At 61.8% G+C, this 13,614-nt stretch carries 14 protein-coding genes; 12 read left to right on the top strand and 2 right to left on the bottom strand.

The features are described from left to right. Positions 1 to 102: 102 nt before the first annotated feature. The 3 genes from BUQ73_RS23120 to BUQ73_RS23110 are packed head-to-tail and all read left to right on the top strand — an operon-like array spanning position 103 to position 3,665. Positions 103 to 762: a paraquat-inducible protein A gene (locus BUQ73_RS23120; protein ID WP_079229825.1), complete on the top strand. Its 660-nt coding sequence runs from the start codon at positions 103 to 105 to the stop codon at positions 760 to 762. Beyond that, a complete protein-coding gene (locus BUQ73_RS23115; protein WP_079229824.1) occupies positions 749 to 1,372 on the top strand; it encodes a paraquat-inducible protein A in 624 nt (207 codons plus the stop codon). The genes BUQ73_RS23120 and BUQ73_RS23115 overlap by 14 nt, the downstream gene beginning before the upstream one ends. Further along, on the top strand, positions 1,365 to 3,665 hold the full coding sequence (locus BUQ73_RS23110; protein ID WP_079229823.1) for a PqiB family protein: 2,301 nt from the start codon (positions 1,365 to 1,367) through the stop codon (positions 3,663 to 3,665). The genes BUQ73_RS23115 and BUQ73_RS23110 overlap by 8 nt, the downstream gene beginning before the upstream one ends. A 196-nt stretch (positions 3,666 to 3,861) precedes the next feature. On the opposite strand, the gene rpsT is transcribed toward BUQ73_RS23110, so the two are convergent. Then, positions 3,862 to 4,140 carry a 30S ribosomal protein S20 gene (rpsT, locus tag BUQ73_RS23105; RefSeq protein WP_003247625.1) on the bottom strand — a complete coding sequence of 93 codons (279 nt, stop codon included), beginning with the start codon at positions 4,138 to 4,140 and terminating at the stop codon, positions 3,862 to 3,864. A gap of 250 nt (positions 4,141 to 4,390) precedes the next feature. Between rpsT and murJ the strand changes: the two genes are divergently transcribed. The 6 genes from murJ to ispH all read left to right on the top strand — a co-directional run bounded on the left by murJ (position 4,391) and on the right by ispH (position 11,726). Continuing rightward, positions 4,391 to 5,929, top strand: a complete 1,539-nt coding sequence (murJ, locus tag BUQ73_RS23100) for a murein biosynthesis integral membrane protein MurJ (RefSeq protein WP_079229822.1) — start codon at positions 4,391 to 4,393, stop codon at positions 5,927 to 5,929. Positions 5,930 to 6,047: 118 nt separating this feature from the next. Continuing rightward, a complete protein-coding gene (gene ribF / locus BUQ73_RS23095; RefSeq protein WP_079229821.1) occupies positions 6,048 to 6,998 on the top strand; it encodes a bifunctional riboflavin kinase/FAD synthetase in 951 nt (316 codons plus the stop codon). After that, positions 6,995 to 9,826: an isoleucine--tRNA ligase gene (ileS, locus tag BUQ73_RS23090; protein ID WP_079229820.1), complete on the top strand. Its 2,832-nt coding sequence runs from the start codon at positions 6,995 to 6,997 to the stop codon at positions 9,824 to 9,826. The genes ribF and ileS overlap by 4 nt, the downstream gene beginning before the upstream one ends. Then, positions 9,819 to 10,334: a signal peptidase II gene (gene lspA, locus BUQ73_RS23085; protein WP_027918217.1), complete on the top strand. Its 516-nt coding sequence runs from the start codon at positions 9,819 to 9,821 to the stop codon at positions 10,332 to 10,334. The genes ileS and lspA overlap by 8 nt, the downstream gene beginning before the upstream one ends. Beyond that, positions 10,327 to 10,764 (top strand): FKBP-type peptidyl-prolyl cis-trans isomerase, encoded by a 438-nt coding sequence (gene fkpB / locus BUQ73_RS23080; protein WP_012270371.1) that lies wholly within the window; start codon positions 10,327 to 10,329, stop codon positions 10,762 to 10,764. Before lspA ends, fkpB begins: the two co-directional genes overlap by 8 nt. Positions 10,765 to 10,778: 14 nt before the next feature. After that, complete coding sequence (gene ispH / locus BUQ73_RS23075; protein ID WP_079229819.1) at positions 10,779 to 11,726, top strand: 4-hydroxy-3-methylbut-2-enyl diphosphate reductase; 948 nt, start codon at positions 10,779 to 10,781, stop codon at positions 11,724 to 11,726. A gap of 1 nt (position 11,727) precedes the next feature. Here the strand turns inward: ispH and BUQ73_RS23070 are convergent, their stop codons facing one another. Next, positions 11,728 to 12,207, bottom strand: a complete 480-nt coding sequence (locus tag BUQ73_RS23070) for a GspH/FimT family pseudopilin (protein ID WP_079229818.1) — start codon at positions 12,205 to 12,207, stop codon at positions 11,728 to 11,730. 109 nt (positions 12,208 to 12,316) lie between these two features. Here BUQ73_RS23070 and BUQ73_RS23065 point away from each other — a divergent pair, with 109 nt between their 5' ends. Genes BUQ73_RS23065 through BUQ73_RS23055 form a run of 3 tightly spaced genes read left to right on the top strand, consistent with a single transcriptional unit; the run spans position 12,317 to position 13,613 of the window. Continuing rightward, positions 12,317 to 12,499, top strand: coding sequence for a prepilin-type N-terminal cleavage/methylation domain-containing protein (locus BUQ73_RS23065; protein ID WP_079229817.1), 183 nt, complete (start codon positions 12,317 to 12,319; stop codon positions 12,497 to 12,499). Next, positions 12,496 to 13,143, top strand: coding sequence for a PilW family protein (locus tag BUQ73_RS23060; protein ID WP_079229816.1), 648 nt, complete (start codon positions 12,496 to 12,498; stop codon positions 13,141 to 13,143). The genes BUQ73_RS23065 and BUQ73_RS23060 overlap by 4 nt, the downstream gene beginning before the upstream one ends. Further along, positions 13,140 to 13,613: a hypothetical protein gene (locus BUQ73_RS23055; RefSeq protein ID WP_079229815.1), complete on the top strand. Its 474-nt coding sequence runs from the start codon at positions 13,140 to 13,142 to the stop codon at positions 13,611 to 13,613. Before BUQ73_RS23060 ends, BUQ73_RS23055 begins: the two co-directional genes overlap by 4 nt. Position 13,614: the final 1 nt, after the last annotated feature.

Genomic DNA, 13,614 nt, shown 5'->3' with positions numbered 1-13,614 from the left:
AGGGGTTTTGTCTTTCTGGATCCATGGCAGGCGTTAGTCGTCTCCCACATTTTGAGCTGAGACCACTAGAATAGAGCCGACGTACCTATTCAGAATCTCGAGATGCCCGATCCTGTCGAAACCCAAGCCCTAGAGCAGTTGCCGCTGGACGAACTGGTCGCCTGCCACGAGTGCGACCTGCTGATGCGCAAGCCGGTGCTGCAGCATGACGAAAAAGCCCAATGCCCACGCTGTGGCTACGAGCTGTATGCCCACCGGCACAATGTGGTCAACCGCAGCCTGGCCTTGGTGCTGACGGCCTTGCTGCTGTTCGTGCCAGCCAACTTCCTGCCCATCATGCAGCTGCACCTGCTTGGTCAGACTTCGGACGATACCGTCTGGAGTGGAGTGCTGGGTCTGTACAACTCGGAAATGCGCGGCGTGGCCGTGGTGGTGTTCCTGTGCAGCATGGCCATCCCCTTGCTCAAGTTGCTGTGCCAGCTGGCCGTGCTGCTGAGCATCCGCCTGAATGTCGGGCGCAGTTACGGGCTGCTGTTCTATCGCATCTATCACCACCTGCGGGACTGGGGCATGCTCGAGGTCTATTTCATGGGCGTGCTGGTGGCGATCGTCAAACTCGTGGATCTGGCCGAACTGACTATTGGCCTTGGCCTGTTCTGTTTCATCAGCCTGTTGCTGATCCAGGTCTGGCTCGAAGTGGTGATGTCGCCACACCAGATCTGGAGCGCGTTGTCGGGGGAGGATCTCCATGCGGGCGATTGATGCAGGCATTTTGGTCTGCAATGAGTGCCATGAACTGAACCGCCAGGATGCAGAAAGCGATTCGCAGACCTGTACGCGCTGCGGCGCCATCGTGCACGCGCGGCGACCCAACAGCATCATCCGCACCTGGGCGCTGCTGATTACTGCCTCGATTCTATACATCCCGGCGAACCTGTTGCCGATCATGACTGTGAGTACCTTGGGGCAGGGTAGCGGCGACACCATCATGTCCGGCGTCATCACCTTGCTCAAGCACGGCATGCTGCCAATTGCCGCCGTGGTGTTCATTGCCAGCATCCTGGTGCCTACCTTCAAGCTGGTGGGTATCGGCCTGCTGCTGTATTCGGTCCAGCGCCGTCAGCCGCTGTCGGCAAGGCAACGGATCCTGATGTACCGCTTCATCGAGTTCATAGGGCGCTGGTCCATGCTGGACATCTTCGTTATCGCCATTCTGGTGGCGGTGGTGAATTTTGGCCGTATCGCCAGTGTCGAAGCCAACCTGGGCGCTGTCGCCTTCGCTACTGTGGTGATCCTCACAATGCTTGCTGCTTTAACTTTCGATCCCCGACTGATCTGGGATAACACGGAGTCGGATGACGACCATGAGTGACATGCCAACGGCTAAAACCCGCCCAGCGTCGAACTGGTCGGCGATCTGGATCCTGCCGCTGATCGCGCTGATGATCGGTGGCTGGCTGGCCTGGCAGGCCTACCGTGATGCTGGCGTGGAAATCGAAGTGCGTTTCGAGACAGGCGAGGGCATTGTCGCCAACAAGACCGAGGTGATCTTCAAGGGTATGTCGGTTGGCAAGGTCACGAAGCTGGTGCTGGATGCAAAGGGTGAAAACCAGGGAGTGATCGCCACCATCGAAATGAACAAGGCCGCCGAACCGCACCTGACCAAGGGCACACGGTTCTGGCTGGTCAAGCCAAGTGTCAGCCTGGCGGGTATCTCGGGCCTGGAGACGCTGGTATCTGGCAATTACATCGCTGTCAGCCCGGGTGAAGGCGAGCCGACCAAGCGCTTTACTGCACTTAAGGTTGCGCCACCACTGTCCGACAGCGAGCCTGGTCTGCACCTCACGCTCAAGGCCGACCGCCTGGGCTCGCTCAACCGTGACAGCCCGGTGTTCTACAAGCAGATTCAGGTTGGCCGGGTAAAAAGCTATCGCCTGTCTGACGACCAGAGCACAGTCGAGGTCAAGGTATTCATCGAGCCGGCCTACGCCAGCCTGGTGCGCAAACACACGCGTTTCTGGAATGCCAGCGGCATCAGCATCGACGCTGACCTGTCGGGTGTGAAGGTACGCAGCGAGTCACTGTCGAGCATTGTTGCTGGCGGTATCGCCTTCGCCACGCCGGAGTATCGCAAGGACAGCCCGCCAACCGACCCGAGCCTGCCGTTCCGCTTGTATGAAGACTTCGATGCGGCCCAGGCAGGTATCCGCGTCAAGGTGAAGCTCAGCGACTATGAAGGCCTGCAGGCCGGTCGTACGCCGGTCATGTACAAGGGTATTCAGGTCGGTTCGTTGAAAACCCTGAAGATGGAAGACAACCTGGGCAGCGCCACGGCCGAGCTGACGCTGGACCCGTTGACCGAGGACTATCTGGTCGAGGGTACGCAGTTCTGGGTGGTCAAACCGTCCATTTCCCTGGCTGGTATCACCGGCCTGGAAGCGTTGGTCAAAGGTAACTACATCGCCATTCGCCCGGGCGAAAAAGGCGCCAAGCCGCAGCGCGAGTTCGAGGCCCGGCCCAAGGCGCCGCCGCTGGACCTGAAGGCTCCAGGCCTGCACCTGGTGCTGTTCGCCGATACGCTGGGCTCGCTGGAGATCGGCAGCCCGGTGATGTACCGCCAGGTCAAGGTCGGCAGCGTGCAGAGCTACCAGTTTGCTCGCAACAGCAACCGTATCCTGATTGGTGTGCATATCGAAAAGGAATACGAAAACCTGGTCAACGGCTCCTCGCGGTTCTGGAACGTCAGCGGTATTACCCTGACCGGCGGCCTGTCGGGCATCAAGATCAAGAGTGAGTCGCTGCAGACGCTCATGGCCGGGGGCATCGCCTTCGATACGCCCACGCCCAATGTTGCGCTCAAACGCCGTATCCCACGCTTCCGCCTGCTGGAAAGCCAAGAGGCGGTGAACCGCACCGGTACCCTGGTCACCATAAGGGTAGAGCGTGCCGATGGCCTCAAGCCTGGCACTCCAATCCGCTTCCGTGGCCTGGATGTCGGTAGCGTCGAGAGCGTGGACCTGACAAAAGACTTGCAGGCGGTACTGCTGCGAGCACGCATTACCGAGGCGGCTGATCGCATTGCCCGGGCAGGCACGCAGTTCTGGGTGGTCAAACCGGCACTTGGGCTGGTGCGTACCGAGAACCTCGATACCTTGATTGGCGGGCAGTACATCGAAGTGCAGCCGGCGGTGAAGGACAAGGGGCCGCAGCGTGATTTCATTGCGCTGGGCGAAGCGCCTGAAGTCGCAGGGGAGGAAGTGGGTCTGCCGTTGACACTGAGCGCACCGCGCCGTGGTTCGATCAAGCCGGGGGTGCCTGTTACCTATCGTGAAGTGGCGGTGGGCAAGGTGACCGGTTTCGAGCTGGGGCAGACCGCGGATCGGGTGTTGATCCACATTCTGATCGAACCGCGTTATGCGGCCCTGGTGCGCGGTGGCAGCCGGTTCTGGAACAGCAGTGGGTTCGGCTTCGACTGGGGGCTGTTCAAGGGCGCTACGGTACGTACCGAGTCGCTTGAGACGCTCATCGATGGCGGTATTGCCTTCGCCACGCCTGAGGGCGAGCAGATGGGCAATCCAGCGCGGCCACAGCAGACCTTCGCCTTGTTCGAAAAGCCGGAAGATGCCTGGCTGCAATGGGCACCGAAGATCCAGATCGCCAAGTGATTGTAGGAGCGGCCTTGTGTCGCGATAGGGCCGCGCAGCGGCCCCTGCATCAGTAGCTGCGAAGCTGAAATCCTGGGGCCGCTGTGCGGCCCTTTCGCGACACGAGGCCGCTCCTACAGGAGTGCGATGTATCAGCGAGAAATCACAGGCATAAAAAAACCGGCCCTAGGGCCGGTTTTTTCGACAAGAACGTCGCTTAGGCAGCTGCAGCTTCTTTCAGCGCCTTGATGTGGCCATTCAGACGGCCTTTGTGGCGAGCAGCTTTGTTCTTGTGGATGATGCCTTTGTCGGCCATACGGTCGATTACAGGCACAGCCAGAACGTAAGCGGCTTGCGCTTTTTCGGCGTCTTTTGCGTCGATGGCTTTAACTACATTCTTGATGTAGGTGCGGACCATGGAACGCAGGCTGGCGTTGTGGCTGCGACGCTTCTCAGCCTGTTTTGCACGTTTCTTGGCGGAAGGTGTGTTGGCCACCGTCGAGCTCCTCGAAAGACTTTAGGTAAATAGCAAACAAAATAGGCCGCGAATCATGCCGATGAGTCGACCGGATGTCAAGGCCACCTGCAGGGTTCCGCCGAGTGGTGCAGCAACAGGCGGGAAATATTCCTTTCTGCCGTGCTACCTGTAAACTCGGGATTTTTTGGCTCCCCTGCGAAGGCGCGGGAGTATCGCACATTCGGACGCTGTCTGGCAGCGCCCTCTGTCCCTGGCGTGAATCTTTTCGATGAATCTGCTCAAATCCCTGGCTGCAGTCAGCTCCATCACCATGATTTCGCGGGTGCTGGGCTTCGTGCGCGACACCATCCTGGCCCGTGTTTTCGGGGCCGGTATCGCCACCGACGCCTTCTTCATCGCCTTCAAGCTGCCCAACCTGCTGCGGCGGATCTTCGCCGAAGGGGCATTTTCCCAGGCGTTCGTGCCGATCCTGGCCGAATACAAGACCCAGCAAGGCGAGGAGGCGACGCGCACCTTCATCGCCTACGTCAGCGGCCTGCTGACCCTGGTGCTGGCCCTGGTCACGGCCGTCGGCATTCTCGCCGCGCCCTGGGTGGTATGGGCCACTGCCCCAGGCTTTGTCGACAGTGCCGAGAAGTACGCGCTTACCACAGACCTGTTGCGGGTGACCTTCCCTTATATATTGCTGATTTCGCTGTCCTCCCTGGCTGGCGCGATTCTCAATACCTGGAACCGCTTTTCCGTCCCGGCGTTCACGCCGACCCTGCTCAACGTGGCGATGATCATCTTCGCCGTGCTGCTCACGCCGTACTTCAATCCACCGATCATGGCCCTGGCCTGGGGCGTGCTGGCCGGTGGCCTGGCGCAACTGCTGTACCAGCTGCCAGCGCTGAAGAAGATCGGCATGCTCGTGCTGCCGCGCCTGAACCTGCGCGATGCCGGCGTATGGCGGGTGCTCAAGCAGATGCTGCCGGCGATCCTCGGGGTATCGGTGAGCCAGATCTCGCTGATCATCAACACCATCTTCGCCTCCTTCCTGGTGGCCGGTTCGGTGTCGTGGATGTACTACGCCGACCGCCTCATGGAACTGCCGTCCGGCGTGCTGGGCGTGGCCCTGGGGACCATCCTGCTGCCAACCCTGGCCAAGACCTACGCCAACAAGGACCGTGAGGAGTATTCGCGGATCATGGATTGGGGGCTGCGCCTGTGCTTCCTGCTGGTGCTGCCGTGTACCCTGGCCCTGGCGATCCTCGCCGAGCCGCTGACCGTGGCGTTGTTCCAGTACGGCAAGTTCAGCGCCTTCGACGCCGCGATGACCCAGCGCGCGCTGATTGCGTACTCGGTCGGCCTGCTGGCGATCATTCTGGTCAAGGTGCTGGCACCAGGCTTCTATGCGCAGCAGAATATCCGTACCCCGGTGAAGATCGCGATTTTCACCCTGGTCTGCACGCAGCTGTTCAACCTGGCACTGGTCGGCCCGCTGCAGCACGCCGGCCTGGCCCTGGCGATCAGCCTGGGCGCCTGCCTGAACGCGGGCCTGCTGTTCTGGAAACTGCGCAGCCAGCAGCTGTTCCAGCCGCAACCGGGCTGGGCGATGTACCTGCTCAAGCTGGTGCTGGCAGTCACCCTGATGGCAGCGGTGCTGCTGGTAGGCATGCACTATCTGCCGGCTTGGGAACAGGGCAACATGCTTGAACGGTTCCTGCGCCTGGGCGCGTTGATCGCAGCGGGTGTGGTGACCTATTTCGGTTGCCTGTACCTGTGCGGTTTCCGGCCCCGGCACTTCGCCCGCAACGCCCTGCATTGAGCTAGAAGGCGGGTCAGGCGTCGGTTTTTCGCATTCCACGCCACCCCTTGGCGCTGCTGCCTGTCACCAGCGCCCGGGTGTGGTTATAATCGGCCACTTTATGAGCAAGAAGCGCGTTATGCAGCTGGTTCGAGGTCTTCACAACCTGCGCCCCGAGCACCGGGGCTGTGTCGCCACCATTGGCAACTTCGACGGGGTTCACCGCGGCCACCAGGCTATCCTGGCGCGCCTGCGCGAGCGCGGCCAAGAGCTGGGCCTGCCGACTTGCGTGGTGATCTTCGAACCGCAGCCGCGCGAGTATTTCGCCCCGGACACTGCACCCGCCCGCCTGGCACGCCTGCGCGACAAGGTCGAGCTGCTGGCCGCCGAAGGCATCGACCGGGTCCTGTGCCTGGCGTTCAACCAGCGCCTGAGCGAGCTCAGCGCCGATGCGTTCGTCAAGGCGATCCTGGTTGACGGCCTGGGCGTGCGTCACCTCGAAGTGGGCGACGACTTCCGCTTCGGCTGCGACCGCGCCGGCGACTTCACCTTCCTGGTCGCTGCCGGCAAGCAGTACGGGTTTACCGTCGAAGCCGCCAACACCGTGATCCAGGACGGCCTGCGGGTCAGCAGCACCGAAGTACGCAAGGCTCTGTCCGAAGGCAACTTCGAGCTGGCCGAGCATCTGTTGGGCCGCCCATACCGTATTACTGGCCGTGTGCTGCACGGCCAGAAGCTGGCCCGCCAGCTCGGCACCCCGACCGCCAACATCCAGCTCAAGCGCCGCCGTGTGCCGCTGTCCGGGGTCTACCTGGCCAGCATCGAGATCGACGGCAAGGCCTGGCCGGGTGTCGGCAACATTGGTGTGCGCCCGACGGTGGCCGGTGACGGCCGCCCGCACCTCGAGATTCATCTACTGGATTATGCCGGCGATCTGTATGGCCGGCGCCTGACGGTGGAATTCCACCACAAGCTGCGTGAAGAGCAGCGATTCGCCTCCCTGGAGGCGCTGAAGTCGGCGATCGATGCGGATATCGCCGCCGCACGTGCACATTGGCACGCTCAACCGCTAACGAAGAGCCTGAAATGACCGACTACAAAGCCACGCTAAACCTTCCGGACACCGCCTTCCCCATGAAGGCCGGCCTGCCTCAGCGCGAACCGCAGATCCTGCAGCGCTGGGACAGCATTGGCCTGTACCAGAAGCTGCGCGAAATTGGCAAGGATCGTCCGAAGTTCGTCCTGCACGACGGCCCGCCCTATGCCAACGGCAAGATTCACATCGGTCATGCGCTGAACAAGATCCTCAAGGACATGATCGTCCGCTCCAAGACCCTGTCGGGCTTCGATGCGCCGTACGTACCGGGCTGGGACTGCCACGGCCTGCCGATCGAGCACAAGGTCGAAGTCACCCACGGTAAGCACCTGACCGCCGACCGCACCCGCGAGCTGTGCCGCGAGTACGCCGCCGAGCAGATCGAAGGGCAGAAGTCCGAGTTCATCCGCCTGGGCGTGCTGGGTGACTGGGACAACCCGTACAAGACCATGAACTTCGCCAACGAGGCCGGTGAAATCCGCGCCCTGGCCGAGATGGTCAAGCAAGGCTTCGTGTTCAAGGGCCTCAAGCCGGTGAACTGGTGCTTCGACTGCGGTTCGGCCCTGGCTGAAGCCGAAGTCGAATACGCCGACAAGAAGTCCCAGACCATCGACGTGGCCTTCCCGGTCGCCGACGAGGCCAAGCTGGCCGCCGCCTTTGGCCTGGCCTCGCTGGCCAAGCCAGCTGCCATCGTGATCTGGACCACCACCCCGTGGACCATCCCGGCCAACCAGGCGCTGAACATCCACCCGGAGTTCAAATACGCCCTGGTCGACACCGGCGAGCGCCTGCTGGTGCTGGCTGAAGAACTGGTCGAATCGTGCCTCAAGCGCTACAACCTGGAAGGTTCGGTGATCGCCACCGCCCCGGGCTCGGCCCTGGAGCTGGTCAACTTCCGCCACCCGTTCTACGACCGCCTGTCGCCAGTCTACCTGGCCGACTACGTCGAACTGGGCGCCGGCACCGGCGTGGTGCACTCGGCACCTGCCTACGGTGAAGACGACTTCGTCACCTGCAAGCGCTACGGCATGGTCAACGACGACATCCTCACCCCGGTGCAGAGCAACGGCGTGTACGTCGAGTCGCTGCCATTCTTCGGCGGCCAGTTCATCTGGAAGGCCAACCCGGCCATCGTCGACAAGCTGAGCGAAGTCGGCGCGCTGATGCACACCGAAACCATCAGCCACAGCTACATGCACTGCTGGCGTCACAAGACCCCGCTGATCTACCGCGCCACCGCGCAATGGTTCGTCGGCATGGACAAGCAGCCGAGCACCGGCGAGCCGCTGCGCGAGCGTGCACTCAAAGCCATCGAAGAGACCAAGTTCGTCCCGGCCTGGGGCCAGGCGCGCCTGCATTCGATGATCGCCAACCGCCCGGACTGGTGCATCTCGCGTCAACGCAACTGGGGCGTACCGATCCCGTTCTTCCTGCACAAGCAGACCGGCGAGCTGCACCCACGCACCGTCGAACTGATGGAGGCCGTGGCCAAGCGCGTCGAGCAAGAGGGCATCGAAGCCTGGTTCAAGCTGGACGCCGCCGAACTGCTGGGTGACGAAGCCGGCCAGTACGACAAGATCGCCGATACCCTGGACGTCTGGTTCGACTCCGGTACCACTCACTGGCACGTGCTGCGTGGCTCGCACGACATCGGCCACGCCACTGGCCCGCGCGCCGACCTGTACCTGGAAGGTTCCGACCAGCACCGCGGCTGGTTCCACTCGTCCTTGCTGACCGGTTGCGCCATCGACGGCCACGCGCCGTACCGCGAGCTGCTGACCCACGGCTTCACCGTGGACGAAAGCGGCCGCAAGATGTCCAAGTCGCTGGGCAACACCATCGAGCCGGAGAAGGTCAACAACACCCTGGGGGCCGACATCCTGCGCCTGTGGGTTTCCGCGACCGACTACTCGGGCGAGATGGCCGTTTCCGAGCAGATCCTGCAGCGCAGCGCCGATGCCTACCGCCGTATCCGCAACACCGCGCGCTTCCTGCTCTCCAACCTGTCCGGCTTCGACCCGGCCCGCGACCTGCTGGCCCCGGAAGACATGCTGGCCCTGGACCGCTGGGCGGTGGACCGTACCTTGCTGCTTCAGCGTGAACTGGAAGAGCACTACGGCGAGTACCGCTTCTGGAACGTCTACTCGAAGATCCACAACTTCTGCGTGCAGGAGCTGGGCGGCTTCTACCTCGACATCATCAAGGACCGCCAGTACACCACCGGCGCCAATAGTGTTGCCCGTCGTTCCTGCCAGACCGCGCTGTACCACATCAGCGAGGCGCTGGTGCGCTGGATCGCGCCGATCCTGGCGTTCACCGCCGATGAAATCTGGCAGTACCTGCCGGGCGAGCGCAACGAGTCGGTGATGCTCAACGGCTGGTACCAGGGCCTCAGCGAGCTGCCGGAAGGCACCGAGCTGGACCGCGCCTACTGGGACCGCGTAATGGCCGTCAAAGCCGCGGTCAACAAGGAGCTGGAAAACCAGCGTACCGCCAAGGTCATCGGCGGCAACCTGCAGGCTGAAGTCACCCTGTTCGCCGAGGAAGGCCTGAGCGCCGACCTGAGCAAGCTGGGCGATGAACTGCGCTTCGTGCTGATCACCTCGGCCGCCAGCGTGGTGCCGTTTGCCCAGGCGCCGGCCGAAGCCGTGGCCACCGAAGTCGAAGGCCTCAAACTGCAGGTGGTCAAGTCTGGTCACGCCAAGTGCGGCCGTTGCTGGCACTTCCGCGCCGACGTCGGCAGCCACCCGGAGCACCCGGAAATCTGCGGCCGTTGCGTCGACAACCTGACCGGCGAAGGCGAGGTGCGTCACTATGCCTAACCCTACGGCGGGGCGCTTCGGGCGCCTTGCATGGCTTTGGCTGAGCTTGCTGGTCCTGGTCCTTGACCAGGCCACCAAGCTGTACTTCAACAATGCCCTGACCATGTATCAGCAGGTCGTCGTCATCCCTGACTACTTCAGCTGGACCTTGGCCTACAACACCGGCGCGGCTTTCAGCTTCCTGGCCGATAGCTCTGGCTGGCAGCGTTGGCTGTTCGCCTTGATTGCCGTGGTGGTCAGTTCGGTGCTGGTCGTCTGGCTCAAGCGCCTGGGGCGCAACGAGACCTGGCTGGCCGTGGCGCTGGCGCTGGTGCTGGGTGGTGCCATCGGCAACCTGTACGACCGCATCGTGCTTGGCCACGTGGTCGACTTCATCCTGGTGCACTGGCACAACACCTACCGCTTCCCGGCCTTCAACCTGGCCGACAGCGCCATCACCGTTGGTGCGGTGATGCTGGCGCTGGATATGTTCAAGAGCAAGAAGTCTGAGGATCCGGTCCATGACTGACACCCGTATCGGCCAGAACACCGAAGTCACCCTGCACTTCGCGCTGCACCTGGAAAACGGCGACACCGTCGACAGCACCTTCGACAAAGCCCCAGCCACCTTCAAGGTCGGCGACGGCAACCTGCTGCCAGGCTTCGAGAGCGCCCTGTTCGGCTTCAAGGCCGGTGACAAGCGCACTGTGGTAGTGGCCCCGGAGAACGCCTTCGGTCAGCCCAACCCACAGAACGTGCAGGTCATGCCACGCTCCAACTTCGAAGGCATGGAGCTGTCCGAAGGGCTGTTGATCATCTTCAACGACGCTGCCAACACCGAGCTGCCGGGTGTGGTCAAAGCCTTCGACGACGACCAGGTGACCATCGACTTCAATCACCCACTGGCTGGCAAGACCCTGACCTTCGAGGTGGAAATCCTCGAGGTGAAGGCCCTGTAAGCCTGGAGCCGAGCATGCAAATCAAACTCGCCAACCCTCGCGGTTTCTGCGCAGGGGTCGACCGGGCGATCGAGATCGTCAACCGTGCGCTGGAAGTCTTCGGCCCGCCGATCTACGTGCGCCACGAAGTGGTGCACAACAAGTTCGTGGTGGAAGACCTGCGTAACCGTGGCGCCATCTTCGTCGAAGAGCTGGACCAGGTGCCTGACGATGTCATCGTCATCTTCAGCGCCCACGGCGTTTCCCAGGCTGTGCGCCAGGAAGCCGCCGGCCGTGGCCTGAAAGTGTTCGACGCGACCTGCCCGCTGGTCACCAAGGTGCATATCGAAGTGGCCAAGTACAGCCGCGATGGCCGTGAGTGCATTCTCATCGGCCACGAAGGGCACCCGGAAGTCGAAGGCACCATGGGGCAATATGACCCCAGCAACGGCGGCGCCATCTACCTCGTCGAAGACGAAGACGATGTTGCCCAACTGCAGGTGAACGACCCGGACCACCTGGCCTTCGTTACCCAGACCACGTTGTCGATGGACGACACCAGTCGCGTCATCGACGCCTTGCGTGCGCGCTTCCCGAACATTGGCGGCCCGCGCAAGGACGACATCTGCTACGCCACGCAAAACCGCCAGGATGCGGTCAAGCAGCTGGCTGGCGAGAGTGATGTATTGCTGGTGGTTGGCAGCCCTAATAGTTCCAACTCCAACCGCCTGCGTGAGCTGGCCGAGCGCATGGGTACCCCGGCCTACCTGATTGATGGTGCCGAGGACATGCGGCGTGTCTGGTTTGAAAAGGCGCAACGGGTAGGCATCACTGCCGGTGCTTCGGCCCCCGAAGTGTTGGTGCAAGGCGTGATCGAACAGCTCAAGGCCTGGGGGGCTACCGGCGCCGAAGAGCTGGATGGGCGTCCGGAGAACATCACGTTCTCCATGCCCAAAGAGCTGCGGGTTCGCTCGCTGATCTGAGTCAGGGGCCTGCGTACGATGAGTTTGTTTTTTCATTTGTGCGCAGGTCGACCTTGCCTGCACTTGATATCACTACTTCGTATTTGCAGCTCGCTGAAGAACCCTCACAAACTTTCAATGTCGCGCCTAGTCGCCCCACTGGCATTCCCAGGGCGCTGAATTTCACCTGTCCCTTGGTGTTTTCGACGATTCTCGTTGAACGCGTCAGCCTGTATTCGCGCAGCACTTGCTGATTATGTTCGAGCAGTACAACCCAGCCCTTGCTCCAATCTTTCTGCAATGGTCGCACAATCACGGCCTGGCTTTGCAGCATGGCGTGGCTGCGCGCGCTGCGCAGTGCATGGGCCAGGTCCCGGGCTGCGGCCGCTCTATGCAGATCATCGCTCAGCCTCGCGTAGGCCGGCATGCCAAGTTGCGTCAGCAAAGCGGCCATGGCCAGGGCGAACATCATTTGAATCAGTGTTACACCACGTTGCCTCACCGTGCATTCCTCCCTGGAAGTGCTTGGCTATAGCTTCACGGTCATGGGGCATGAGGTCCAGTCGACCAAGTTCCAGGCAATTGCAGGAAAAGGCGCAGGAGGTGCAGGGATGCACAAGAAACAGCGGGGCATGACGCTTCTGGAGGTGCTGTTGTCGGTCGTTGTGGTGGCTGTTGGCATATTTGCCTCGGCAGCCATGCAACTGAAGGCATTGCAAGCGACTGACAGTGCGCGCCGCGATGGGCAGGCGGCATTTGCGGTGCACAGCGAAAACGAGCGGGGCCGACCATGAAGCGCATGCAAGTCGGCTTCGGCCTGCTGGAGGTGATGCTGGCGCTGGCGATCGGGCTGATGGTGCTGGCGGCTGCTAGTCAGCTCTTTGCCACTGCCCATCAGGCATGGCGGCTTCAAGGCGCAGCGCTGCGCCTTCAGGATGATGCACGCCTGGCGTTGCTGCGTATGGCTCAGGATATCCGCATGGCAGGCATGTTCGGTTGCCTGCGACTGAACCCCGACGACTTCGAAGACCTGATTGCTCGGCAGGCATTTGCCCAGCCACTGGTGATTGGCCCGTCCAGCCTGGAGTTGGTGGTCGCCGAGCCATCAGAGCATGCAGGCGAGCCTGACTGGGCACTGCTGACTGATTGCCATACCGAAGCCCTCGTGAAAAATGATTTACCGTCGAAACCGGGCACGCTCATGGCCTTGCGAATCAGCCGTCATAGTTATGAGCTACGTGGTTCCACCCTGCAGTTCATCTGGAAAGGAAGGTCCCAGTCGCTGATCGAGCATGTACGCAAGTTACAGGTAACCCGCGTTGATACGCCCAAAGGGGGAAGGGTTGACCTGAAGCTGACGTTATTCGAACCGACGCTACAACTTGAGCAGCGCCATGAACTAAGCGTGGCCCTACGTAATCTGGAGTCCGATTCGTGAGCCGTCAACGCGGGATGGTTCTGCTGCTGTCTCTGGTGCTAAGCCTGCTGCTGGCCTTGCTGGCAGCCTCGGCTTTACGCGACGCGCTGATCGAAACCCGAATGACCGGCGCCATGACGGATGGCCTGCAGGCTTTTGAGGACGCGGACGCCGTGCTGCTAGCTGGCGTTGAGGCGTTAATGCGCGCGCCGCCAGGGAAGTGCAACGACTGCAAACCACCGCCACGCCCGCACGACCTGCAAGGCCAATGGCAAAACCACGAACGCGGTTACTTTCAGCTACAGAACCTGGGTGAAACCGACCGAGCCGCACACATGCCCGAGGGTGAGTGGGTCACCTTGTACCGAATAACAGCCGTCAGCCAGCAACTGGCAGCCCGGCAAGTCCTCGAAGCCGTCTACGCCATCCCGACCGCTCAACCACAAGCCCCCCAGCGCATTCTCTGGCGACAAAGACTGAGGCAAGACTGAC

The organism is Pseudomonas putida (assembly GCF_002025705.1).
Lineage (GTDB): Bacteria > Pseudomonadota > Gammaproteobacteria > Pseudomonadales > Pseudomonadaceae > Aquipseudomonas > Aquipseudomonas putida_J.
This window is presented reverse-complemented; position numbering and strand designations above follow the sequence as displayed.